The sequence below is a fragment of the Serratia sp. CY84636 genome (assembly GCF_052166245.1).
GTDB classification, from domain to species: domain Bacteria; phylum Pseudomonadota; class Gammaproteobacteria; order Enterobacterales; family Enterobacteriaceae; genus Serratia; species Serratia nevei.
In genome coordinates this window covers 219,233-242,134 of sequence record NZ_JBJNOX010000002.1, presented here as the reverse complement: position 1 = coordinate 242,134, position 22,902 = coordinate 219,233, and the positions used below count along the sequence as shown (strand labels likewise).

The 22,902-nt window shown below is 61.4% G+C and carries 20 protein-coding genes, 2 tRNA genes, 1 other RNA gene and 1 pseudogene; 7 read left to right on the top strand and 17 right to left on the bottom strand.

The features are described from left to right. Positions 1–8: 8 nt before the first annotated feature. The 6 genes and pseudogenes from ACJ8QI_RS05595 to ACJ8QI_RS05570 form a co-directional block, all read right to left on the bottom strand. Positions 9–2,042, bottom strand: coding sequence for a S9 family peptidase (locus ACJ8QI_RS05595; RefSeq protein WP_442532187.1), 2,034 nt, complete (start codon positions 2,040–2,042; stop codon positions 9–11). Between the two features lie 68 nt (positions 2,043–2,110). Next, positions 2,111–2,764 carry a tellurite resistance TerB family protein gene (locus ACJ8QI_RS05590; RefSeq protein WP_060440713.1) on the bottom strand — a complete coding sequence of 218 codons (654 nt, stop codon included), beginning with the start codon at positions 2,762–2,764 and terminating at the stop codon, positions 2,111–2,113. A gap of 158 nt (positions 2,765–2,922) precedes the next feature. Then, complete coding sequence (locus ACJ8QI_RS05585) at positions 2,923–3,501, bottom strand: TorD/DmsD family molecular chaperone (protein ID WP_038875853.1); 579 nt, start codon at positions 3,499–3,501, stop codon at positions 2,923–2,925. Between the two features lie 42 nt (positions 3,502–3,543). Further along, entirely contained in the window at positions 3,544–4,281 is a 738-nt protein-coding gene (locus tag ACJ8QI_RS05580) for a phosphatase (RefSeq protein ID WP_004928821.1), read from the bottom strand. 90 nt (positions 4,282–4,371) lie between these two features. After that, entirely contained in the window at positions 4,372–5,313 is a 942-nt protein-coding gene (ghrA, locus tag ACJ8QI_RS05575; protein WP_060419491.1) for a glyoxylate/hydroxypyruvate reductase GhrA, read from the bottom strand. Positions 5,314–5,439: 126 nt separating this feature from the next. Further along, positions 5,440–6,905, bottom strand: a pseudogene (locus tag ACJ8QI_RS05570) (peptide MFS transporter). Between the two features lie 447 nt (positions 6,906–7,352). Between ACJ8QI_RS05570 and ACJ8QI_RS05565 the strand changes: the two are divergent. The 4 genes from ACJ8QI_RS05565 (at position 7,353) to ACJ8QI_RS05550 (ending at position 9,005) form a co-directional block, all read left to right on the top strand. Continuing rightward, a tRNA-Ser gene (locus ACJ8QI_RS05565) sits at positions 7,353–7,442 on the top strand. A 465-nt stretch (positions 7,443–7,907) separates the two neighbouring features. Continuing rightward, a tRNA-Ser gene (locus ACJ8QI_RS05560) sits at positions 7,908–7,997 on the top strand. 47 nt (positions 7,998–8,044) lie between these two features. Next, a non-coding RNA gene (locus ACJ8QI_RS05555) (RtT sRNA) lies at positions 8,045–8,164 on the top strand. 145 nt (positions 8,165–8,309) lie between these two features. After that, positions 8,310–9,005, top strand: a complete 696-nt coding sequence (locus tag ACJ8QI_RS05550) for a hypothetical protein (protein WP_127554731.1) — start codon at positions 8,310–8,312, stop codon at positions 9,003–9,005. Positions 9,006–9,074: 69 nt separating this feature from the next. Here ACJ8QI_RS05550 and ACJ8QI_RS05545 read toward each other — a convergent pair whose 3' ends face one another. Next, a complete protein-coding gene (locus ACJ8QI_RS05545; RefSeq protein WP_004928813.1) occupies positions 9,075–9,431 on the bottom strand; it encodes a helix-turn-helix domain-containing protein in 357 nt (118 codons plus the stop codon). A 295-nt stretch (positions 9,432–9,726) separates the two neighbouring features. On the opposite strand from ACJ8QI_RS05545, the gene sdeA reads away from it, so the two are divergent. Next, a complete protein-coding gene (gene sdeA, locus ACJ8QI_RS05540) occupies positions 9,727–10,914 on the top strand; it encodes a multidrug efflux RND transporter periplasmic adaptor subunit SdeA (RefSeq protein ID WP_442532186.1) in 1,188 nt (395 codons plus the stop codon). A gap of 24 nt (positions 10,915–10,938) precedes the next feature. Next, complete coding sequence (sdeB, locus tag ACJ8QI_RS05535) at positions 10,939–14,082, top strand: multidrug efflux RND transporter permease subunit SdeB (protein ID WP_442532185.1); 3,144 nt, start codon at positions 10,939–10,941, stop codon at positions 14,080–14,082. Between the two features lie 64 nt (positions 14,083–14,146). Here the strand turns inward: sdeB and ACJ8QI_RS05530 are convergent, their stop codons facing one another. The 9 genes from ACJ8QI_RS05530 to hinT form a co-directional block, all read right to left on the bottom strand. Next, positions 14,147–14,626, bottom strand: a complete 480-nt coding sequence (locus ACJ8QI_RS05530) for an RrF2 family transcriptional regulator (protein ID WP_015377469.1) — start codon at positions 14,624–14,626, stop codon at positions 14,147–14,149. Positions 14,627–14,890: 264 nt separating this feature from the next. Next, the gene (locus ACJ8QI_RS05525) at positions 14,891–15,427 is read right to left on the bottom strand and encodes a glycine zipper 2TM domain-containing protein (RefSeq protein ID WP_168166356.1); all 537 of its coding nucleotides are present in this window, start codon (positions 15,425–15,427) and stop codon (positions 14,891–14,893) included. Positions 15,428–15,782: 355 nt separating this feature from the next. Then, a complete protein-coding gene (locus ACJ8QI_RS05520) occupies positions 15,783–17,087 on the bottom strand; it encodes an NAD(P)/FAD-dependent oxidoreductase (RefSeq protein ID WP_004928794.1) in 1,305 nt (434 codons plus the stop codon). Positions 17,088–17,419: 332 nt separating this feature from the next. Continuing rightward, positions 17,420–17,962 (bottom strand): alpha/beta hydrolase YcfP, encoded by a 543-nt coding sequence (gene ycfP / locus ACJ8QI_RS05515; protein ID WP_033638056.1) that lies wholly within the window; start codon positions 17,960–17,962, stop codon positions 17,420–17,422. A gap of 79 nt (positions 17,963–18,041) precedes the next feature. Beyond that, a complete protein-coding gene (nagZ, locus tag ACJ8QI_RS05510; protein WP_033646434.1) occupies positions 18,042–19,061 on the bottom strand; it encodes a beta-N-acetylhexosaminidase in 1,020 nt (339 codons plus the stop codon). A gap of 38 nt (positions 19,062–19,099) precedes the next feature. Next, complete coding sequence (gene thiK, locus ACJ8QI_RS05505; RefSeq protein WP_308342736.1) at positions 19,100–19,966, bottom strand: thiamine kinase; 867 nt, start codon at positions 19,964–19,966, stop codon at positions 19,100–19,102. Beyond that, positions 19,947–20,537 (bottom strand): penicillin-binding protein activator LpoB, encoded by a 591-nt coding sequence (gene lpoB / locus ACJ8QI_RS05500; RefSeq protein ID WP_336842909.1) that lies wholly within the window; start codon positions 20,535–20,537, stop codon positions 19,947–19,949. The genes thiK and lpoB overlap by 20 nt, the downstream gene beginning before the upstream one ends. A 26-nt stretch (positions 20,538–20,563) precedes the next feature. Beyond that, positions 20,564–20,953, bottom strand: a complete 390-nt coding sequence (locus ACJ8QI_RS05495) for a YcfL family protein (RefSeq protein WP_336842910.1) — start codon at positions 20,951–20,953, stop codon at positions 20,564–20,566. An 11-nt stretch (positions 20,954–20,964) separates the two neighbouring features. Next, positions 20,965–21,315 carry a purine nucleoside phosphoramidase gene (hinT, locus tag ACJ8QI_RS05490; protein ID WP_004928776.1) on the bottom strand — a complete coding sequence of 117 codons (351 nt, stop codon included), beginning with the start codon at positions 21,313–21,315 and terminating at the stop codon, positions 20,965–20,967. Positions 21,316–21,534: 219 nt separating this feature from the next. On the opposite strand from hinT, the gene ACJ8QI_RS05485 reads away from it, so the two are divergent. Further along, the gene (locus ACJ8QI_RS05485) at positions 21,535–22,440 is read left to right on the top strand and encodes a transporter substrate-binding domain-containing protein (RefSeq protein ID WP_336842911.1); all 906 of its coding nucleotides are present in this window, start codon (positions 21,535–21,537) and stop codon (positions 22,438–22,440) included. Here the strand turns inward: ACJ8QI_RS05485 and ACJ8QI_RS05480 are convergent. Further along, complete coding sequence (locus ACJ8QI_RS05480; RefSeq protein ID WP_442532184.1) at positions 22,437–22,814, bottom strand: winged helix-turn-helix transcriptional regulator; 378 nt, start codon at positions 22,812–22,814, stop codon at positions 22,437–22,439. The two genes, ACJ8QI_RS05485 and ACJ8QI_RS05480, sit on opposite strands and share 4 nt — an antisense overlap. Positions 22,815–22,902 lie beyond the last annotated feature (88 nt).

Below are 22,902 nucleotides of genomic sequence, written 5' to 3'. Positions count from 1 at the left end.
GAATGCCGTTACTCCGCCAGCGCCAGAATGAAGGCGTACTCCAGCGCAATATCCTCATAGGCCTTGAAGCGCCCGGACTTGCCGCCGTGGCCGGCATCCATGTCGGTATACAGCAGCAGCTGCCGATCGTCGGTTTTCAGTTCGCGCAGCTTGGCCACCCACTTGGCCGGCTCCCAATACTGCACCTGCGAATCGTGCAGGCCGGTGGTCACCAGCAGATGCGGATATGCCTGCGCCTTCACCTGATCGTACGGGCTGTACTGCTTGATGTAGTCGTAATAGGCCTGCTCGTTCGGGTTGCCCCACTCGTCGTATTCGCCGGTGGTCAGCGGGATCGACTCGTCCAACATGGTGGTCACCACGTCGACGAACGGCACCTGCGCCACCACGCCGTGGAACAGCTGCGGCGCCTGGTTGATCACCGCGCCCATCAGCAGGCCGCCGGCGCTGCCGCCCATGGCGAACACCCGCTTGCCGTCGCCGTATCCCTGGGCGACCAGCGTTTCGGTCACGTCGATAAAATCGTTGAAGGTGTTCTGCTTGTTGAACAGCTTGCCGTCTTCATACCACAGCTGCCCCAGCTCGCCGCCGCCGCGAATGTGCGCCAGCACGAACACGAAGCCGCGATCGAGCAGGCTCAGGCGGCTGGCGCTGAATGCTGGATCCATGCTGCTGCCGTAGGAGCCGTAGCCGTACACCATCAGCGGGTTGGCGCCGCGCTGGAAGCTGTCCTGGCGATACACCAGCGAGACCGGCACCTCGACGCCGTCGCGCGCCTTCACCCACACTCGCTCGCTGCGGTAATTTTCCGGCGTGAAGTTCTTCACTTCCTGCTGTTTGAGCATCGTCCGCTCGCCGCTGTCCATGTTCAGCTCGTACAGCGTGGTCGGGGTGGTCATCGATGAATAGCCGTAGCGCAGCAGCGCGGTCTCCGGATCCGGGTTATACGCCAGCCAGGTGGTGTAAGTCGGATCGTCGAAGGCGATGCGCTTCTCTTCGCCATTCTGCCAGTGGATCTGGCGCAGCAGCGTCAGGCCGGCGCTGCGCTCCTCCACCACCAGCCAGTCGCGGAACAGGCTGAAGCCCTCCAGCATCACGTCGGCGCGCGGGGCGATCAGCGTCTGCCACTGCGCTTCGTCCGCCTGTTCGCTTTGGTACAGGCCGAAGTTCTTGCCGTCCTTGTTGGAGCGGATGTAGAAATGCTGGTGATAGTGATCGATGGCGTACTCATGATCCTTGCGGCGCGGCACGAACAGCTGCGGCTTAGCGTCCGCACGATCGGCGTCCAGCAGCAGGATCTCCGAGGTGGTGGTGCTGCTCAGGTGGATCAGGATAAAGCGCTCGGAGGTGGTCTTCTCCAGCCCGACGTAGAAAGTATCGTCCCGCTCTTCGTAAATCAGCTCGTCCTGCTGCGGATCGCTGCCCACCACGTGACGATAGACCTGATACGGCAACAGCGTCTTGGCGTGCTTGCGCACGTAGTACACCGTCGAGGAGTCGTTGGCCCACTCGAAGCTGCCGGAGGTGTTCTCCAGCACTTCGTCCGCCCAGCTGCCGTCGGTCAGGTTCTTGAAGCGAATGTCATACTGGCGGCGCGACAGGAAATCCTCCGCCACCCCCAGCCGCTGGTTGTCGGGGCTGACGTCCAGCCCGCCCAGGGTGTAAAACTCGTGGTTCTCGGCGCGCTGGTTGCCGTCGATAAGCACCTCCCAGTGCTCGCTCTCGGCCTGCGGCTGGCGCACGGAAATCGCGTATTCGTTGCCCGGCTCATAGCGCGTCTGATAGCGATAGCCGTGGCGCACGTATGGCACCGAATGTTCCTGCTGCGGGATGCGCGCCACCATCTCTTCGTACAGGGTTTCGCGCAGCGCCTGCTGCGGTTTCAGCATCGCATCGGTGTAGGCGTTCTCCGCCTGCAGGTAGTCCAGCACCTGGCGGTCTGCGCGCTCGTCGTCGCGCAGCCAGTAATAGTCATCCACGCGCGTGTCGCCGTGGATGGTGATGGGATAAGGGCGTTTTTCCGCTTTCGGTGGGGTCATCATTGCTAAATCATCCGCTTACATAGATTGCGGCAAGAGTGACACGATTCCCCCCGGCTTGCCAAGCAGCGCTATGCCAGCTCGCGCTTTTTCTCGTTGACGTCGCTCTCGATGCCCTGCTTGACGTCCGCCGGGATCTTCAGCGCCTGCGCCAGCGCATCGAGGTAGCCGCGCTCCATAAAGTGATCGACGTCGATCACCAGGCAGCTCAGATAGTAAACCTCCAGCGCCTCGTCTTCGTTTTGCACGCTGCGGGCGATCAATTCCGGGTTGAGCGGCTGATCGAGCGCTTCCTGCACCCAGCTCTGCGCCTCCTCCCCCACCTGCAGCTGCGCCAGGCTGTGATCGATGGCGCGCTGCTCGTCGGCATCGATATGGCCGTCGCTCTTGGCGGCGAACACCAGCGCCTGCACCAGGCGTTTGGCGCGCAGATCCACCGGGGTGGTTTGCAAACCGAACTGCGGTTCGCCCTGATGGGTCTCCTTCACCCGCTGCTTGTACTTGTTCCACAACACCGCGCCCACCGCCGCGCTGCCGCCGACAATCAGCGCATTCTTGCCGAACTTGCCCACCAGCTTGCGCGAGGATTTGTTGGCCAACAGCACGCCGACCAGGCCGCCCAGCGCCGTGGGCGCCAGCAGCTTGCCGATGCCTTCTGCTCCGCCCATCGCGCCGGCCTTCTGCCCGATCAACGTTTGAATCTGCTGCATCCAGTTACTTTTCATCATCTACCCCTTGCGTGAAAAAGCGCGGCGCGCAGGCGCGGCCGAACCGACGGTAAACCGCCAGATTAGGGGATCTTTTGTCAATTTACGTCTGGGGGATGCAAACCTGTGTTTAGCGGATCGGCGGGCCGGGCGGCCCGCCGGGATAAGCTGCGGCGTTACGCTTCTTCGTCGCCCGCTTCGTCGTCCTGCTCGTACTCCGCCAGCTCGTCGCGCATCGCCTGGATGGCGTCGCGGGTCATCAGCGCCAGCGTGCGGTAGAAAGCGGTGGTGGCGTGCGCTTCCACTTTGCCGAGGAAGCGGCCGCACCACGGCAGCAGGAACTCGTCGAACAGGGCGATCTGCGCCTGCGCTTCATCTTCCTGCGACTGATCTTCCAGCCAGGACGCCGCCAGCAGCAGCTGGCCGAAATGGTCAGCCGGCGCCTCCGCCAACGGCATGCCGCGCTGCTGCAGGAAAGTGCGCACTTCCGCTTCGCTGGCGCCTTCGACGTAGTCGGAGCGGAACGGCGACACGCTGCACTCGCTGCCGACGAACATCGCGTTGAAGTCGGTCGCCAACTGGTTGACGTCGCAGCCCTGCTGCAGGCGCTTCAGCAGGTCATCCTGCTCCAGCGGCCAGTGCTGCTGCAGCTTGCCCTCTTTGATCAGCGCGAACAGCGGCACCAGCAGCGGATCCTGCGGCTGACGGTAGAACAGCGTACCCAGCACGCGGCAGACAATGGAAAACTCATTCATGATAATGCCTTATACAATACGGAAAATTTTGCCGGGACGATGTCACAAATCGGCCAATTCCGCAATCGCCGGCTTGCCGCGCCGTTCGAGAAAGTCCAGCAACCGGCGCGGGCTAACGTTGAGAATGCGCTCCTGCGGGAAGCCCACCTCTTCGATAATGCGCTCGCAGTGCTCAAAGTTACCCAGCGAAAAGGCGACGTGCGAATCCGAGCCCAGCGCCAGCCAGCCGCCGGCATCGCGCACCGCGGCGGCGATCGCCCGGCAGTTGGCCTCGCTGCCCTTGCGGGAGTGGGTGAACGACGAGTTATTCAGCTCCAGCGCCACCTCGTATTTGGCCGCCGCCGCCGCGACGGCGGGAATGTCGATCGGATAACGCGGGTTGCCGGGGTGGCTGATGATATGCACGTCCCCCTGCGCCATCGCGGCGATCATCGCTTCAGTATTGGACGCTTTGTCCTGCGGCGCAAACACCGGCTCGTGGAAACCGGCGATGATCACGTCGGTGGCGGTCAACATCGGGCCGGTGCAGTCGATGTCGCCCTGCAGGTTTTTGATGTTGGCTTCGATGCCGCGCAAGATGCCCACGCCATTCACCCGCCGCGGCCAGACGTGCATGTTCATAAAGTGCCAGTAATGCGGCGCATCGGCCATGTCCGGGCCGTGATCGGTGATGGCGAACAGCTTGATGCCCTTCTGCTGGGCTTCGGCGATGTAATCGTGCAGCGTGCTGTAAGCATGGGTGCTGGCGACGGTGTGCATATGCAAATCAACGGGGTACATTGTTTCTCCTTCCAGAGGGCCCGCCCGCAAAGGTACGGGCAGGCGCGATGACGATAACAGCTTATCAGTTACCGAGCGGCGGCTGAAGGATCAGTAACCCCGCTGCCTGTCGACCACGCCGGCCGGGGCATGCCCCGCCTCCAGCGCGCGAATGTTGGCGGCGATCTGATCCATCGCCTGCTGCGGCAACGTGATGGCAGCAATATGCGGGGTAATGGTGACACGCGGATGACGCCAGAACGGGTGATCCTGCGGCAGCGGCTCGCGGGCGAACACGTCCAGCGTGGCGGCGGCCAGTTGCCCCTGCTCCAGCGCTGCCAGCAGATCGGCCTCCACCAGATGCGCGCCGCGCGCGATGTTGATGAGATAGGCGCCCGTGCTCAACTGCGCGAACAGCTCGCGGTTGAGGATGCCGACGGTCTCCGGCGTATTGGGCAGCAGGTTGATCACCAATTTGACGCCGTCGAGGAAGGCCGCGCGCTGCGCCTCCCCGGCGAAGCTTTGCACGCCATCTATCTGTTTGGCGCTGCGGCTCCAGCAGCGCACGCTAAAGCCAAACTCGGTCAGCTTGCGCGCCACGCTCTGCCCCAGCACGCCGGCGCCGAGGATGCCGATGGTAAAATCATCCAGCGAGTGCGGATCGAGCGGCTGCCACTCCTGCCGCTGCTGCAGCGCCTGATACTCGTCGAAACGGCGGAAATAGCGCAGCACATAGCTCAGCGCATATTCCTGCATCTGCTGCGCCATGCCGGTATCCTCCAGCCGCAGCAGCGGCACGCCAGCGGGCAGCGTGCCGGGGTGCTTTCGCTCCTGATCGAGGATCGCGTCAACGCCGGCGCCGAGGGCGAACACCGCTTTCAGATCGCGGCGGTTGGCCAGCATTTCGTGCGGCGGGCGCCACACCAGCGCGTAATCGGCTGGCCGCTCGTCGCCACGCTGCCACTCGCGGATCTCGGCCTGCGGCAGGCGTTGCTTGATGCCGGCCAGCCATTCCTGGGCGTTAAACAAGGGGTGGTAATAAATGATGTTCATACTGCGGGCTCCCGTTTGTTTTTATTGGTTTTCCTCCAGCCTTCCGCGATTCGCCGCCGGATGCAAGCGTTAAAGCCCAAAATAAAAACAGCCCCGACCAGTGGGGCTGTTGTGCATGTTAGCCAATCAGGCGGCAGCCGGGCCGTCGCGCCGGATAAGGCGCCGCAGCAGCGGAATTAAAATCAGCATCGCTACGCCGACGCCCGTCGCCCCCCAGCCCAGCGCGCTGAAGATTTCGCTGTAGCCGGGGTTGGTTTGCAGCGGCGTGCTGCCGCTGTTTTCCGGCATCAGGCCGGAGACGTAGCCCGCCAGCACCGATGCGACGCCGGTCACCATCATCCAGCAGCCCATCATCACGCCCTGATAGCGCGGCGGCGCCAGCTTGCCGATCATGGCGTAGCCGATCGGCGAGATCATCAATTCACCGGCGCTTTGCAGCACATAGCTGATAACGATCCATTTGAATGCCACCAGCCCGTCGCCGCCCGCCATGCTGATACCCAGCGGCAGCACCAGCATGCCCAAACCGATGCAGAACAGCGATCCGGAGAACTGCAGCGGAATGTCGATGTTGCAACCGCGAGCGCGCAGGCGGTTGAACCACCAGGCCAGCAGCGGGCCGCCCACCACGATCACCAGCGTGTTGATGTTCTGGATCCACTGCGGCGCCACCTGAATGCCGTAAACGTTAAGGTTGATGTTGTGCTCGGAGAACAGCATCAGCCCCATCGGTGCCAGCTGGTACAGCGCCCAAAACACCAGCGAGCCCAGCGCCAGGATCAGATAGGCCGCCATTCTGCGGCGCTCATCGCGCGGGTGGTGGCGCAGCGTCACCACGCACAGCATCAGGAAGATCAGCGCGCCGAGCACGATCACGAAGTGGCCGCTGAACTCGGCATGGGTCAGCATCACGCGGATAATCGGCACCAGCGCCACCAGCACCGCCAACCCGACCAGCATGCGCCAGCGGTATTGGCTGCGGCTGGCGTCTGCAGCGGGGTATTGAGATCCGCCAGAATGCGCCAGCGGCAGACGGCGACGATGATCGCCGCCGCGTTGCCCAGCGTGGCGAACAGGAACAGCGCGCGGTAGTTTTCCGTCAGTTGGAAATACCCGGCGACGGTAAAGCCGACGAAGAACCCGAGGTTCATACCGGCGTAGTTCCACAGGAACGCCGATTCGCGCCGATCATCGTCCGGCTTGAAACGCTGAGTAAGCATCATATTGATGCAGGTGACGTTAAGGCCGCTGCCGGTCAGGAACATCGCCAGCCCCCAGTACAACCCCCACACGCCCGCGACGGCAATCAGCGCGCAGCCGATCACCTGCAGCACCATGCCGAGCACGAACAGATTGCGGTTACTGAGGAATCGGCCGCCGAGGTAACCGCCGAACATGTGCAGGCCATAGTTGAAGGCGCCGAACACGCCCATCATGGCGTTGGCGCTGCTTTCGTTGAAGCCCAGCCGCTTGGTGGCGTACAGCACCAGCGTAGAGTAAAGCACGGCGAAGCCGAGCGTGGCGAAGATCTGGATGAAGAACAGCGCCCCCGCACCGGGGGGAATGGCATGGCGCGCTTGCGGCGCCGGCATGGCATCTGAAGGAGTCAAAACGAACCTCTACTGCATTATTATGTAATGAGTCTGTCCCTGTCTGCGATATCGCCGGCCTGTCACCCGGCAATCTGCGCGGCGTCGTGATATTCCTTGCCAAAAACGCCGCGCCGACATGATTCCATTTAGCGACACATCTGACTAATAATCCAGTATTAATGCATATAACAGCAAACAACCCAATCTCATTGTCGACATATTGAGCTATCTGTACAGAAAAAGGTCAAAAAATCGTCTTTCATGGATTCCAACCGCTGCCTGCCCTGCCCGCCGGCGGCCGCGAGTGGGAATATCGTTCGGTAAATCAGCAAATTGCTGCAAGTTTGGCTAAACAGTCATGAGAATGAAATAAGAGGGTTGACGCTGAGATCAGATTCTCCTACATTAGCGCCCGTCGACAGCGCAACGCGTTTTCGACAACAAAACGGTGAGGTGTCTGAGTGGCTGAAGGAGCACGCCTGGAAAGTGTGTATACGCGAAAGTGTATCGAGGGTTCGAACCCCTCTCTCACCGCCAAATTTAAAAAGAAAGCCTGGATTCGCGTCCAGGCTTTTTTTTGCATGGTGCACCGCCGAGAGGGGCGAGAAGCCTCGACAGGGTTCGACAAAACGCCTGCGTTTTGGACCGCCAACGGCGGCCCGCAGGGTGAGCGCAGCGAATCAAGCCCTCTCTCACCGCCAAATTCAAAGAGAAAGCCTGGATTCACGTCCAGGCTTTTTTTTTGCATGGTGCACCGCCGAGAGGGGCGAGCATCTTTCCCCCTCTGCGACAGTGATCCCCATTTCCGCCGGCTATCCCTGAACCTTACCGCTGATTTTCTCGCCCATTCATGACATCTGCCCTGCCGTTCGCCGCAGTTTTCAGCAAAGTGCGCACGGCTTGAGCGGACGAACAAAAACACAGAAATTATTCTTGACCGGATCGGCCCCACTCCCTATAGTAGCGCCCCGTTGCAGCGATGATTTCGCAACAAAAAAATATGGTGAGGTGTCCGAGTGGCTGAAGGAGCACGCCTGGAAAGTGTGTATACGCGAAAGTGTATCGAGGGTTCGAATCCCTCCCTCACCGCCATATTCTAACGAGAAAGCCTGAGCGAAAGTTCGGGCTTTTTTGTTTGCATAACGCACCGACCGGGAGGGTGAGAACCCTCGACAGGGTTCGACAAAACGCTTGCGTTTTGGACCGCCAACGGCGGCCCGCAGGGTGAGCGCAGCGAATCAATCCCTCCCTCACCGCCATATTCTAACGAGAAAGCCTGAGCGAAAGTTCAGGCTTTTTTGTATGCATAGCGTACCGGCCGGGAGGGGCCCCTCGACAGCGGCATAAGCTGTCGACCATAATGCCCTCATAAAGATAGGCCAATGCGTAATGCAAGGGAGAAACGTGGCGCGTAAGAAGAAAGGCAATGCCCCGCGGCCAAAGACAGGCCCCGTTAAAGAAAAATCGAATAACCGTTTGGCGAAAGTATCGGCATTTTTGGTAGGCTCGGGGATTCTCGTGGCGATATTGGGCGCCGCCTATCAGTACTTCGCCGGCAGCGTTTCATTAGCTTTCGTTCAATCCGTCGGAAGAGCCTATGAGTTCCAACTGACAAATGACACGCCTTCGGATCGTACCGTAAAATCCTTCCGCATCATTCCCCCCGACGTCCAGCAAGTGATCTACAAAGTCACCGAGGATGTGTATGCCACCCGCGACGAAAAAGGGCAGATTACCTTGCCGGGCGGCAACCAGAGTTATGTTCCCGCCGCAGAATTTAAAGAGCTTGATGGCCAGCGCCTATCCGCGAACTCCTCATTCAAGTTTCGCGTGCCGCCGCTTTCCAATCGCACCTGGATGGCGCCGGAGGCGGCCATCGTCGATATTCGTTATGAAATCGACTCGTCAAACCCTGTACTTGCCGCTATTGAAGGCATATTTGACGTCCTTGGCTTCCACTCCCGCCAGCACACCGTTCGCTACCTGGTCATTGAAAACTACTGGACGCCTTCTCGTTCAAACTCCCTCAACGAGGCGATTCGCATATTCTGCCGCGACAGCGACACGGTGGCGAAGTCAGGCAGTTGCGACAACTTTTGAATCCCCACGGGTAGAGACAAAAAAGCCCGAACGCAAATTCAGGCTTTTTTATCCCCACTGCCCAACCGCTCAGTGGTGCGTGCGCCCCATGGACGCCGGCTGCGCCAACGCGCGGCGCCAGTCGCCCGGCGTTTGGCCAAACTGGCGTTTGAAGCTGCGGTTGAACGACTGCTGTGAGTCGAAGCCGAGCGAAATCGCCACGCTGACGATAGGCTCGCCGCTGTTGGCCAGGCGCTCCGCCGACACTTTCAGTTTTTGCATGCGGATATACTCCCCCAGCGCGTAGCCGGTCTGGCGCTTGAACATGCGCTGCAGATGCCATTTGGAATAGCCCGCGCGGTCCGCCACAGTGTTGATATCCAGTTTCTCTTCCAGATTGTTGTCGATCCACGCCTTCAAATCGGTAATAAAGCCCGTAGTGTTCATGCTGATGCTCCCATCATTCGGCAGGGTCACCCTCTGCCCGATGCACATACGTTGCAACAGTTTCGCTTTAAATGCAATTTTTATTATTGCATTTACCAGAAAGCCGCCACTATACTCCACCCAATTAATGTAACCGATATTGATACATTAATGTGACACCAATGTGTTTCAAAACCTAACGCTGCGCCGCTGCACGACGCAGCCGCCCCCTCGCCGCACGCCGGCGCAGGGGCGAATCCCGGAGAACAGGGCCGGGTATGGGGCCTGACCGCGCTTACTTATCGGAATAAAAATAATGGCAAATCAACCAAACTCATCGTTCAACGCCGGCGGCCGCACGCGCGCCGTCGCTCTGGGCCAGCGGCTCTCCGGGGTGGCGCTGCTGGCCACCCTGCTCGCCGGGTGCGACAACAGCGTCGCGCACAACGCCCCGCCACCGCCGCCGGTGGTCAGCGCCGCCAGCGTGGTGGTCAAGCCCATCAGCCAATGGGATGCCTTCAACGGCCGGATCGAAGCGGTGCAAAGCGTGCAGCTGCGCCCACGGGTCTCCGGCTACATCGAGCGGGTCAACTACACCGAAGGCGACGAGGTGAAGAAAGGCCAGGTGCTGTTCACCATCGACGATCGCACCTACCGCGCCGCACGCGAACAGGCGCAGGCGGAGCTAGTGCGAGCTCGCAACCAGGCCGCCCTGGCGCGCAGCGAATCCTCGCGCACCGAGAAACTGATCGGCACTCAGGCCATCTCTCAAGAAGTCTGGGAGCAGCGCCGGTCGTCCGCCGCGCAGGCGCAAAGCAACGTGCTGGCAGCGCAGGCCCAGCTCGACATGGCGCAGCTGAATCTCGACTTTACCCGCGTTACCGCGCCGATTGACGGGCGCGCCAGCCGCGCAATGATCACCGCCGGAAACCTGGTCACCACCGGCGACAGCGCCAGCGTGCTGACGACGCTGGTGTCGCTCGACAAGGTCTACGTCTATTTCGACGTGGATGAAGCCACCTTCCTGCGCTATCAGCAGCAGGGCCGGCACGACGCGCGCCTGCCGGTGAAAGTCGGCCTGGTAGGCGAAGACGGCACCCCGCATCAAGGGCTGGTGGATTTCACCGATAACCAGCTGAACGCCGGGACCGGCACCATCCGCATGCGCGCCCTGCTCGATAACCGCGAGCGCCGCTTCACGCCAGGGCTGTTCGCCCGGGTACAGATGCCCGGCAGCGCCGAGTTCAACGCCATGCTGATCGACGATAAAGCGGTGATGACCGACCAGAACCGCAAATTCGTTTACATCGTCGATAAAGACGGCAAGGCGCAGCGCCGCGACATCGACGTGGGCCGCATGGCCGAAGGATTGCGCATCGTGCAGAAAGGGTTGGCAAACGGCGATCGGGTGATCGTCGACGGCATGCAGAAAGTGTTTATGCCGGGCATGCCGGTCGACGCGAAAGCCGTCGCCATGAACCCTATCGCCTCCGCACTTAACTAAGCTCCCAGCAGAGACTTCTGACCCATGGACTTTTCCCGTTTTTTCATCGACCGGCCGATCTTTGCCGCGGTGCTGTCGATCCTGATTTTTGTCGCCGGGGCGATCGCCATCCCGCTGCTGCCGATCAGCGAGTACCCGGACGTGGTGCCGCCCAGCGTGCAGGTGCGCGCCGAATACCCGGGCGCCAACCCGAAAGAGATCGCTGAAACGGTGGCCACGCCGCTGGAAGAAGCGATCAACGGTGTCGAAAACATGATGTACATGAAATCGGTCGCCGGTTCCGACGGCGTGCTGGTGACCACCGTCACCTTCCGCCCCGGCACCGATCCCGATCAGGCGCAGGTGCAGGTGCAAAACCGCGTGGCACAGGCCGAAGCGCGCCTGCCGGAAGACGTGCGCCGCCAGGGCATCACCACCCAGAAGCAGTCCCCGGCGCTGACGCTGGTGGTGCATCTGGTCTCGCCTTCCGGCAAGTACGATTCACTGTACCTGCGTAACTACGCCACCCTGAAGGTCAAGGATGAGCTCGCCCGTCTGCCGGGCGTCGGCCAGGTGCAGATCTTCGGCGCCGGTGAGTACGCGATGCGCATTTGGCTCGATCCGAACAAGGTCGCCGCGCGTGGCCTGACCGCCTCCGACGTGGTGAGCGCCATGCAGGAACAAAACGTGCAGGTCTCCGCCGGCCAGCTCGGCGCGGAGCCGATGCCGACGCGCAGCGACTATCTGCTGTCGATCAATGCCCAGGGCCGCCTGCAAACCGAAGAAGAGTTCGGCAACATCATCCTCAAGAGCGGCGACAACGGCGAGATCGTGCGGCTGCGCGACGTGGCGCGCATCGAAATGGGCTCCGGCAGCTACGCGCTGCGCGCCCAGCTCAATAACAAGGATGCGGTCGGTATCGGTATCTTCCAGTCGCCGGGCGCCAACGCCATCGAGCTGTCGGACGCAGTGCGCGGCAAGATGGCCGAGCTGGCGACCCGCTTCCCGGACGGCATGAGCTGGAAATCGCCTTACGATCCGACGGTGTTCGTGCGCGATTCGATCCGCGCGGTGGTGGATACCCTGCTGGAAGCGGTGATCCTGGTGGTGCTGGTGGTCATTCTGTTCCTGCAGACCTGGCGCGCCTCGATCATTCCGCTGCTGGCGGTCCCGATCTCCGTGGTCGGCACCTTTGCCGTGCTGTATATGCTGGGCTTCTCGCTCAATACCCTCAGCCTGTTCGGGCTGGTGCTGGCGATCGGCATCGTGGTGGATGACGCCATCGTGGTGGTGGAAAACGTCGAGCGTAATATCGAAGAGGGGCTGTCGCCGCTGGCGGCGGCGCACCAGGCGATGCGCGAGGTCTCCGGCCCGATCATCGCCATCGCCGTGGTGCTGTGTGCGGTGTTCGTGCCGATGGCGTTCCTCTCCGGCGTTACCGGCCAGTTCTACAAGCAGTTCGCCGTCACCATCGCCATCTCGACAGTGATCTCCGCCATCAACTCGCTGACCCTGTCGCCGGCGCTGGCGGCGCGCTTACTTAAACCGCACGGTGCGCCGAAAGATCTGCCGTCACGCCTGATTGACCGGCTGTTCGGCTGGCTGTTCCGGCCGTTCAACCGCCTCTTCGCCAGCGGCTCGCAACGCTATCAGCGCGGCGTCTCCCGCGTGCTGGGCCGGCGCGGCGCGGTGTTCGTCGTCTACCTGCTGCTGCTGGCCGCCGCCGGCGTGATGTTCAAGACCGTACCCGGCGGCTTTATCCCGACGCAGGACAAGCTGTACCTGATCGGCGGCGTTAAGATGCCGGAAGGCGCCTCGCTGGAGCGCACCGATGCGGTGATCCGCAAGATGAGCGCCATCGGCCTGAGCGTGGACGGCGTCACCGATGCGGTGGCCTTCCCCGGCCTGAATGCGCTGCAGTTCACCAATACGCCGAATACCGGCACGGTGTTCTTCGCGCTGGAGTCGTTGAGCACCCGTACCCGCACCGCGGCGCAGATCAACGCCGAGATCAACGCGCGCATTTCACAGATTCAGGAAGGCTTCGCCTTCTCAATCATGCCGCCGCCGATCCTCGGCATTGGCCAAGGCTCCGGCTATTCGCTGTACGTGCAGGATCGTGCCGGGCTGGGCTACGGCGCGTTGCAAACGGCGATCAACACCATGTCCGGCGCCATTATGCAAACGCCGGGGATGGGGTTCCCGATCTCCTCGTATCAGGCCAACGTGCCGCAGCTGGACGCCAAAATCGATCGCGACAAGGCCAAGGCGCAAGGGGTACCGCTTAATGCGCTGTTCAGCACGCTGCAGACCTACCTCGGTTCGTCTTACATCAACGACTTCAACCGCTACGGCCGCACCTGGAAGGTGATGGCGCAGGCCGACGGCCAGTTCCGCGACAGCGTGGAGGACATCGCCAACCTGCGCACCCGCAACGACAAGGGCGAAATGGTGCCGATCGGCAGTATGGTCAGCATCGGTACCACCTACGGCCCGGATCCGGTGATCCGTTATAACGGCTTCCCGGCGGCGGACCTGATCGGCGACGCCGATCCGCGCGTGCTCTCTTCAACCCAGGCGATGGGCGCGCTGACGCAGATGGCCGGCAAGCTGTTGCCGAACGGCATGAATATCCAGTGGACCGATCTGAGCTACCAACAATCAACCCAGGGCAACGCCGCGCTGGTGGTATTCCCGGTGGCGGTGCTGCTGGCGTTCCTCGCGCTGGCGGCGCTGTATGAGAGCTGGACGCTGCCGCTGGCGGTGATCCTGATCGTGCCAATGACCATGCTGTCGGCGCTGTTCGGGGTGTGGCTGACCGGCGGCGACAACAACGTGTTCGTGCAGGTCGGGCTGGTCGTTCTGATGGGGTTGGCCTGCAAAAACGCCATTCTGATCGTCGAGTTCGCCCGCGAGCTGGAAATGCAGGGCAAAGGCATCGTCGAGGCGGCGCTGGAGGCCTGTCGCCTGCGGTTGCGGCCGATCGTGATGACCTCCATCGCCTTCATCGCCGGCACCATCCCGCTGATCCTCGGCCACGGCGCCGGCGCCGAGGTGCGTGGCGTCACCGGCATCACGGTGTTCTCCGGCATGTTGGGGGTCACCCTGTTCGGGCTGTTCCTGACGCCGGTGTTCTACGTCACCCTGCGGCGCCTGGTGGCACGCAAAGCGCAGCCGCAGACGGCGTAATCATCGTCTTAACATGCAAAAAGGTCGGGCATTGCCCGACCTTTTTTATGCATGCGATCCGCGATTATTTACCGGCGGCTTCGGCCTCTTGCTCGGCGGCGTATTCCGCGCAGGCGCGCTTGTCGCCCCGCTCCAGTTCGGCCAGCGAATCGGCCACGGTGTGGCGCGCCAGCACCGCAAGCGAAGCCTGCTCGGCCTCGTTCACCACCGATTTGAAATACCAGCAGGCGTTGGCGCTCACCAGGCAGCGGGCCGGCACTTCAGGGCGGGAAGCCCAGATGCGCTTGTCGTCGATCACCGCCAGATAGATATCCCGCAGGGTGATTTCTTCCGCCGGGCGGCCGAGATGGATAGAGCCGTTTCGGCCCAGGGTGGAAACGATGATGCCGTCTTTGGTCAGCGGGACCATCAGTTTGCGGATAAAGCTGGGGTTGGCTTCCAGAGCGGCGGCGAGGGTGGCGCTCGTCGAACGCATGCCCTGCTTCTCAGCTACGGCGACGCTAAGGACCATTTGCAACGCTGTCGGAAAGCGAAAATCTAACATGTCGTTATCTCTGCGAGACGAAATACTCGGGTTTTACCGGTGCGGCGATTGGCGCCGAACACACCGCTTAATTGCACAATAATATAACAAACGCGGGGGCTTTTTTGAAGTTTTGCCCAGTGATATCGCACGCAGACATTAGAACGATCGCAAATTTTTGGGCAGGCAGAAAACAGAAACCCGCGTCAATGTTAACGCCGCTCGCTTAACCGGGTTAAACGATCAGAACTAACACTGCCCGCGGGCTTAATTCGAATGTGGCGATCAGGCTCTGTTCAGCACCAGCTGGCCGTTTTTATCCAACGGGATTTGCGTGCCCGGATCGTGATCCATGCGGATCTTGCCTTGCTGATTACCGATCTTGTAGGTCACGTCATAACCCAGCATTTTCTGAGACTTGTCGTAGACCGTTTTGCAACGCTGCTGAACGCTGGTGCTGACGTCGTTGTTCTGCATCGCCCCTTGCACCTGGTTGCCGGCATAGCCGCCGCCCAGCGCGCCGACCACGGTCGCCACGTCGCGCCCGCGACCGCCGCCGAACTGGTGGCCGATCACGCCGCCCGCCACTGCGCCCAGCACAGAACCGGCGATGCGGTTTTCATCCTGCACCGGCGCACGGTGCGTAACGGTGACGTTGCGGCATTCCTGACGTGGCGTTTTGATGGTTTCTTTAATCGGCGTTGCGGCGAGCACCTGCGCGTACTGCGGACCGGCAGAAAAGACGTCCAGGCTGGCTACCGCGGCAATCCCCAGAGCGGCAGCGATACCAATCCCAACACCGGCTAACATTGACTTGTTCACAGGAAACCTCCTGAAAGTGTTACCACGCATTTTGTCCGGGGTCTGTGACCGGCTGCACCGCGCTTATTATTTTGCGCATGGGCGGCTTGCGGTATCCCGGTTTACGGCGTGCGCGACGCGCCGTCTGTAAACGAGGTAAAGTCTGCACAATGATTTGAGGGCCCGCAATAAGACAAGGGGACCAAAAATGCGGGAAAACGGCCGTTTCGCCGCTGTTTAGGAGGAATCTTAAGAATTTTACCCATGCCGACGACAGCTTATGCTGAAGAATCAAACAACCGCCGCCGTTCGCCTCGCGCCGCCATAAAAAAACCCGCGCGGGCGAACCGGCGCGGGTTGGTCGACGAAGGCAGGATCAGTGCATTTTCAGACGCGGGCGGATCACCCGGTTGATGCCGCCTACCAGCATCATCAGGCCGGTTTTGATGTAGCCGTGCAGCGCCACCTGGTGCATGCGGTACAGCGAGATGTAAACGAAGCGCGCGATGCGCCCTTCCACCATCATCGAGCCGCGCATCAGGTTGCCCATCAGGCTGCCGACGGTGCTGAAGCGCGACAGCGACACCAGCGAGCCGTGGTCTTTATACACGTATGGCTTCAGCGTCTGGCCGTTCATCAGCGCCAGAATATTGGTGGCGCAGCGCGAGGCCATCTGGTGCGCCGACTGAGCGCGCGGCGGCACAAAACCGCCGCCCTCTTTCGGGCAGGAGGCGCAGTCGCCGATGGCGAAGATGTTCGGATCGCGCGTGGTCTGCAGCGTCGGCTCCACCACCAGCTGGTTGATGCGGTTGGTTTCCAGGCCGCCGATGTCTTTCATGAAGTCCGGCGCCTTGATGCCGGCCGCCCATACCATCAGATCGGCATCGATGAACTCGCCACCTTTGGTGTTCAGGCCTTTGGCATCGGCGCTGGTCACCATGGTGTTGGTCAGCACGCGCACGCCCAGTTTGATCAGCTCCTGGTGCGCCGCAGCGGAAATGCGCGGCGGCAGCGCCGGCAGAATGCGCTCGCCGGCTTCCACCAGCGTCACGTTCAATGCGCTGTTGTCCAGGCCTTCGAAACCGTAGCTGTGCAGCTGCTTCACCGCGTTGTGCAGTTCGGCGGACAGCTCAACGCCGGTGGCGCCGCCGCCGACGATGGCGATGTTGACCCGCTCTTTTTGCCCCGGCTGCGCCGAGAACTTCAGGAACAGGTTGAGCATTTCGTTGTGGAAGCGGCGCGCCTGATGCGGGTTATCCAGGAAGATGCAGTGCTCTTTCACGCCCGGCGTACCGAAATCGTTCGAGGTGCTGCCCAGCGCCATCACCAGGATGTCGTACGGCAATTCGCGCGCTGGCACCAGTTCGCCGCCCTGCTCGTCGCAGATCTGCGCCAGCTGCAGCGTTTGCGTCTCGCGGTTGATGTTGGTCAACGACCCCAGTTGGAAGCTGAAATGGTGGTTGCGCGCGTGCGCCAAGTAGCTGAGCGCATCCACGCCGTCATCGAGGGAACCGGTCGCCACTTCGTGCAACAGCGGTTTCCACAAATGGCTGTGGTTGCGATCCACCAGCGTGATCTCCGCTTTGTTCTTGCGGCCAAGTTTATGGCCCAGGCTGGTCGCCAGCTCCAAGCCACCGGCACCGCCGCCAACAATAACGATTTTCTTCTTTGGCGTTGTCAAAATAACCCCCTAAATGTGAACCATTTGTTATTCCAGGGTAAATAAATAATATCCTTAGAATACATAGGGTTCGCTTAAAATAAATCGGCTCTCTGAGGCCAGAATAACATGCGAGGTTATTTGGTCATACCAAAATTGACGTACATCAAATTTTTTTGGTTAAAGGCTGGACGCGGGGATTTTTTGGGGATTGTGATTCAAATAGTTAGCGCTGAGTCACAGTTTTAAATTTTGCCGATTGCCACGAAAAACTTTACCTTGGCGTACAAAAAAGCCGCACTTTCCGTCGGTACAAAACGGTGGGTGCGGCTCGCGGCGGCGTTATGAAACTGTTAACCCAGCGCCTTGAACGCCTTGATCCGCTGCAGATGGGGTGAGATGTTTTTGAACTTGTGCGTCTGCTGTTCATCCCAGACGATTTCGTAGTAGTGATGCAGCAATTCGGCGCTGCGCCGGTTATCCAGCACCTCGTCGTGCCGCGACAGCACCACCAGACAGCGGTCGCGGTTCTTCTCGCGGAAATCCTCCACGCACTTGGTGGCAATATCGCGATACTCTTCCGGCCGGTCTATCTTGCCGTGCATGTGCTCTTCCGGGTACAGATTGGGGTTGAACATCGCCTGGCGAATGCCGCACAGGAAGCCGATGCGCTCCGCCCAGAAGCCGCCGAGGCCGACCCCGCAGATCAACGGGTGCGCGTCGCCGCCCTGCTGCACCGCCTTGTCCACCTCTTTCAACAGATGCTGCATGTCGTGACGCGGATGCAGCGTGCTGTAGCTGATGAAGCGCACGTCCGGATCGATAAACTGCAGCTGTAACACCTTTTCATGATTGCCGGGACTGGTGGAATCGAAGCCGTGCAAATAGATAATCATGTGGATCCTCGCAACAAGCCAAGGGCCGCGGGCGCGGCCCTCATCATTTCCGCTCTGCGCCGCGATGCGGCGCCTGGATTCACCCTTGCGAACGCTGCTTGTGCTCCTCCCAGCGTTCGCTCAGCGCGCTGAGCGCCTTGTGCGCCTGCTGCCAGCGCTCGGAGTCGCGCAGTTCCTGACGGGTGAACTGACCGCGATGATATAACCGCTTCACCTTCTCTGCTTTGACCGGGGACAGGTTATCCAGCACGCTGACCGCACCTTCGCGGTGGTTGCACACCAGGATCATGTCGCAACCGGCATCGAGCGCCGCCTGACCGCGCTCGGCGTAGCTGCCCATAATGGCGGCGCCTTCCATCGACAGATCGTCGGAGAAAATTACGCCGTCGAAGCCCAGCTCCTGACGCAGGATCTGCTGCAGCCAGTAAGGCGAGCCGCTGGCCGGACGCGGGTCCGCTTCAGTATAGATGACGTGGGCCGGCATGACGGCGTCCAACAGCTGGCGGTTGATCAGCTCGCGGAAGATCGCCATGTCGTGCTCGCGGATCTGCGCCAGCGGCCGCGGATCGCGCGGGGTTTCCTTGTGCGAATCGGCGCTGACGGCGCCGTGCCCCGGGAAGTGTTTACCGGTGGTTTTCATGCCGGCGCTGTGCATGCCGAGGATAAAGCGTTCCGCCATCGCCAGCGCCTGCTGCGGATCGCTGTGGAACGAACGCTCGCCGATCGCCGCGCTGCCGTGGCCGATGTCCAGCACCGGCGCAAAACTGATGTCGATATCCTGTGCGATCATTTCCGCCGCCATCAGCCAGCCGGCCTCCTGCGCCAGCCGGCCGCCTTCCTGCGCATCGTGCAACGCGGCGAACGACTGCGCCGCCGGCAGGCGGGTGAAGCCCTCGCGGAAGCGCTGTACGCGCCCGCCCTCCTGATCCACCGCCACCACCAGCCGATCGTGCGAGGCGGCGCGGATCTGGCGCACCAGCTCACGCAGCTGCTCCGCATCGTGGAAGTTGCGGGTAAACAGGATCAATCCGCCAACCAGCGGGTGTTTCAAAATTTCGCGTTCTTCTGCATCCAGCTCGTAGCCGGCGACATCTAGCATTACTGGGCCCACGGGCACCTCACTTCATTATTGTTCGTTCAGAATTCGGATGGTGATAAACAAAGCCGCCGGCGCACCGCCGCGCCCCAGCGCAAAAATTCGGCGTCGCCGCTCTGCTGCCAGCGCACTTCGAACCACAGCAGCATCAGATAATCGACCCACGGCAGCCAGCGGTGCACCTGCGCCTGCAGCCGGGCGACGTCGTGATAGCCCTGGCGCGCGTAGTACTGCAAAAAGCGCTGCTGCTGGCCGGCCGACCAACCGTTGCCGCGAAACAGCGCGGCGATATCCAGCGCCACGTCGCCGTCGGCGGCATATTCCCAGTCGATCAGCCGCAGCCCTTCGCCGGTGGCGAGCAGATTGCCCGGATGGATGTCCATGTGCAGCGGCGCCAGGCGCAGCGGCCGTGGCGAGGCGCTGCGTAAAAAATGACGCTGCAGGCGCAGCCAGTCAGGGGTTAAACGCCGCCTATCCAGCTGCTGCCAGTAGCGGCGGAACTGCCGCTGCAGATCCAGTCGGTAACCGCTGAGCGGCCGCCGGTGCAGTTCCGCCGCCATCGCCGCCAGCTCGCCGCGCTGATTCAGCGCCGCAAACTCGGTATCGGTGACGACGTCACCCTCGAGCCATTCAAGGATAAGCCACTGATTATTCTGTGCGAAAACCCGTGGCCCTAGCCCCGGCGCGCAGCGGCGCAAGACCCGCGCTTCCCGCCGGCGGCTCACGCCCAGTGCGCGTTTTTCCGCACTGTGCTGCCGCGCCAACAGCGTGATGCCCGCGCCGTCGATGCGCCAGCTCTCGCCGGTCAGCCCCTGCACCGGGCTGAAATGACAACCGGCGGTATTCACCGCCGGCAGTCTGGTTTCCATCAATCGTCGCAGCGCGGCCTCAGCGTTTAACGGCGCCATTGCCCGACCAGACGATCTCGCCGGTTTGCACCAGCATCAGCTGCATATCCAACGCCGGCGACTTCACGTCGCCGCTGACGTCGCTGTACAGCACGTACTGCGCGCCGACGATGCGCGCCAGGCCAATCGCCTTGCTGCGCGAACCGAAGCTGTCATCCGCCGACAGGCCCAGCGTTTGTCGGGCGCTGGTCAGCTTCGCTTCCGGCACCACGCTGAAGGTGGAATTCGACGCCAGCGCCTTGTACAGCGCCGCGGTGGCTTTGCCCATCTGCAGCGAACCGTTGGTATTGTTCTTGACGCTGTCCAGCAGCAGCACGCTGCCGGCCGTGACGCCATCGGCCTTCAGCATCTGCCCCACCAGCGGCTGAACGCTGCCCAGCCAGTCAAGCTGCTGGATTTTCGGCGGCTGCGGCACCGGCTCGGTGGTTGGCGGCTGTGGCTGCTCGACCGGCGGCTTCGGTTGATCCGGCTCAACGGTGACCGGCGGCAGCGGCTGATCCGACTCAGGCGGACGCGACAGACAGCCGCTGAGGGTTAATGCGGCCAGCGCCACTAAGACGTACTTTTTCATGCTTTTTCTCCAAACCTGGCAAGCGCTTACAGGTACAGATACAGACGCGCGCTTTTGGCGTCCAGGTTGCCGTTAATCGAGTAGATTTTGGCGTCCGAGTCGGGCGCCACGACGATCTCGCGCGGTTTCTCGAAGGGGCGAATATCCAGCCCCTGCGCGTCGTACCAATAGAAACGATAATGCACGGTGACCGGCGTCGATTGGCTGTTGTTGAGCACCGAGGTCGCCATCACCCGCCCGGAGGCGTTCGAAATCGAGGGCGTATCGGCCAAAATGCCGGCGGTCAGCACCGAAGGATCCATCACCACCGTTTGGCGTTGATTAACCGCGATGCCGGACGGCGAGCTGCACCCCATCAGCAACGCGACGGGCAGCGCCAACGCCATCAGACCACGCAGAGTTTTTTTACCGCGCATGATTTCCTCGCTTAGCGTGACAGCAGCGGCCCCAGCGAGCGGCCACCGACCAGGTGCATATGAATATGATAGACCTCCTGACCGGCATGGCGGTTGCAGTTGACGATCAGACGATAGCCGTCTTCGGCGATGCCTTCCTGTTCGGCGATCTTCGCCGCGGCGGTGATCATGCGGCCCAGCGCGGCTTCGTGCTCCACGGTCACATCGTTGACGGTTGGGATCAGCACGTTGGGAACGATCAGCACATGGGTGGGTGCCTGAGGGGAGATGTCACGGAAAGCGGTGACCAGTTCATCCTGATAAACCACATCAGCAGGGATTTCGCGGCGGATAATTTTACTGAAAATCGTTTCTTCGGCCATCTGGCGTTCCTTTTTACACAATTAGCTGTACGCAGTATGAGTGACAAATTCTACTGCTTTCAACCTGATTGCGCACTTTCCGCGTCGAGTGCTGCAGATTCGCGCAGGCCGGCGCCCCGCTTGTGCATCTTTTCACTTTGGTTATTCACTATTGTTGCTTTACTTGCCCCGCGCCGCCGCCAATAGTAACCCCATGATTAACAAAGAGTAGAGGGTGTTATGCCACAGAGGATTTCGGCGCTGTGCGCGCTGTTGCTGAGCGCTGCCGTTCAGGCGGCCACGGCGGGCGGTATCGATCTGCAGGCTAACCGAGAGCCGATACGCGCAGAGCCGAACCCGGCCGCTATCGCACTGATTCCGGCGAATTTTCACTTTGCGGTGCCCGGCAAGCTGACGGTGGCGGTCGCGTTCGAGAACTCCCCGCCGCTGGCGCTGTTCGCCGAGGACAATAAAACGCTGATCGGCAGCGATCCGGACATCGCCCGCCTGGTGGCCGACAGCCTCGGACTGACGCTGAATCTGGTGCCCACCTCCTGGGAAGATTGGCCGCTGGGTATCAGCGCCGGCAAATATGATGCAGCGATCTTCAACATCGCCGTCACCAAACAGCGCAAGACCAAATTCGACTTCGCCACCTATCGGGTGGACACGCTGGGCTTTTACGTCAAATCCACCAGCCATATCACCTCGATCAACCGGCCGCAAGACGTCGCCGGGCTGCGGATCATCGTCGGATCCGGCACCAATCAGGAAAACATTTTGCTGGGGTGGGATAAACAGAATCGCGCCGCCGGGCTGCCGCCGGTGCAGCCGATCTATGTGACCGACGACGCCGCCACCAACCTGAGCATTCAGTCCGGGCGCGCCGACGCGTTCTTCGGCCCCCACTCCACCGGCGCCTACAAGGCGGCGCTGACCGGCAAGACCAAAATGGTCGGCATCGGCCCCAGCGTGGCCTACGTGGCGGTTACCAGCAAGAAAGGCAACGGGTTGGTCAACGCCATCAACGCCGCCATCAACGGCGTCATCGTCAGCGGCGAATACGCGCAGGTGCTGGAGCGCTGGGGCGAAGGCGACGAAAAGGTCGAGCGCTCCGCCATCAACCCGCCGGGCATCGGCGACTAGCCGCCGATCAGCTGCGGCGCGTGCCGACGCATCCACTCGGCCAACGAGTCCAACGTCGGCCGCAGCGACTTACCGAGCGCGGTGACCTGATACTCCACCCGCGGCGGCACTTCGGGAAACACCTGCCGCGTCACCAGGCCGCGCTGCTCAAACAGCCGCAGCTGGCGCGTTAGCTCTTTTTGCGCAATGGGCGCCACCGCCCGCTGCAGCTCGCTGAATCGTACCGGGCTGTCGATCACGATCAGCCGGTACAGGATCGGTATCGCCCACTTGCCCGACACCAGATTGACGAAGTCAACCATCGGGCAGGATTCGCCCGCCGTCGGCAACGCCGCCAAATTATTTTCCGCCGCTAATGGCGCTTGCGCCGTCATTTCATCCCACCTCGCCCTTTAGTATCCAAAAGGTGCCTACTATGCAAAAGGAACTATAGCGCAAATAATGCCGCAACTGACGCTAAAG

Excerpts from the sequence above, each read along its gene's own strand:
- sdeB (WP_442532185.1), top strand. The coding sequence starts at position 10,939 with ATGGACTTTTCCCGTTTTTTCATCGACCGGCCGATCTTTGCCGCGGTG.
- ACJ8QI_RS05485 (WP_336842911.1), top strand. The coding sequence starts at position 21,535 with ATGCCACAGAGGATTTCGGCGCTGTGCGCGCTGTTGCTGAGCGCTGCC.
- ACJ8QI_RS05585 (WP_038875853.1), bottom strand. The coding sequence starts at position 3,501 with ATGAATGAGTTTTCCATTGTCTGCCGCGTGCTGGGTACGCTGTTCTAC.
- thiK (WP_308342736.1), bottom strand. The coding sequence starts at position 19,966 with ATGGCGCCGTTAAACGCTGAGGCCGCGCTGCGACGATTGATGGAAACC.
- ACJ8QI_RS05580 (WP_004928821.1), bottom strand. The coding sequence starts at position 4,281 with ATGTACCCCGTTGATTTGCATATGCACACCGTCGCCAGCACCCATGCT.
- nagZ (WP_033646434.1), bottom strand. The coding sequence starts at position 19,061 with ATGCTAGATGTCGCCGGCTACGAGCTGGATGCAGAAGAACGCGAAATT.
- ycfP (WP_033638056.1), bottom strand. The coding sequence starts at position 17,962 with ATGATTATCTATTTGCACGGCTTCGATTCCACCAGTCCCGGCAATCAT.
- ACJ8QI_RS05530 (WP_015377469.1), bottom strand. The coding sequence starts at position 14,626 with ATGTTAGATTTTCGCTTTCCGACAGCGTTGCAAATGGTCCTTAGCGTC.
- ACJ8QI_RS05595 (WP_442532187.1), bottom strand. The coding sequence starts at position 2,042 with ATGATGACCCCACCGAAAGCGGAAAAACGCCCTTATCCCATCACCATC.
- ghrA (WP_060419491.1), bottom strand. The coding sequence starts at position 5,313 with ATGAACATCATTTATTACCACCCCTTGTTTAACGCCCAGGAATGGCTG.
- lpoB (WP_336842909.1), bottom strand. The coding sequence starts at position 20,537 with ATGAAAAAGTACGTCTTAGTGGCGCTGGCCGCATTAACCCTCAGCGGC.
- hinT (WP_004928776.1), bottom strand. The coding sequence starts at position 21,315 with ATGGCCGAAGAAACGATTTTCAGTAAAATTATCCGCCGCGAAATCCCT.
- ACJ8QI_RS05590 (WP_060440713.1), bottom strand. The coding sequence starts at position 2,764 with ATGAAAAGTAACTGGATGCAGCAGATTCAAACGTTGATCGGGCAGAAG.
- ACJ8QI_RS05480 (WP_442532184.1), bottom strand. The coding sequence starts at position 22,814 with ATGACGGCGCAAGCGCCATTAGCGGCGGAAAATAATTTGGCGGCGTTG.
- ACJ8QI_RS05545 (WP_004928813.1), bottom strand. The coding sequence starts at position 9,431 with ATGAACACTACGGGCTTTATTACCGATTTGAAGGCGTGGATCGACAAC.
- ACJ8QI_RS05495 (WP_336842910.1), bottom strand. The coding sequence starts at position 20,953 with ATGCGCGGTAAAAAAACTCTGCGTGGTCTGATGGCGTTGGCGCTGCCC.
- sdeA (WP_442532186.1), top strand. The coding sequence starts at position 9,727 with ATGGCAAATCAACCAAACTCATCGTTCAACGCCGGCGGCCGCACGCGC.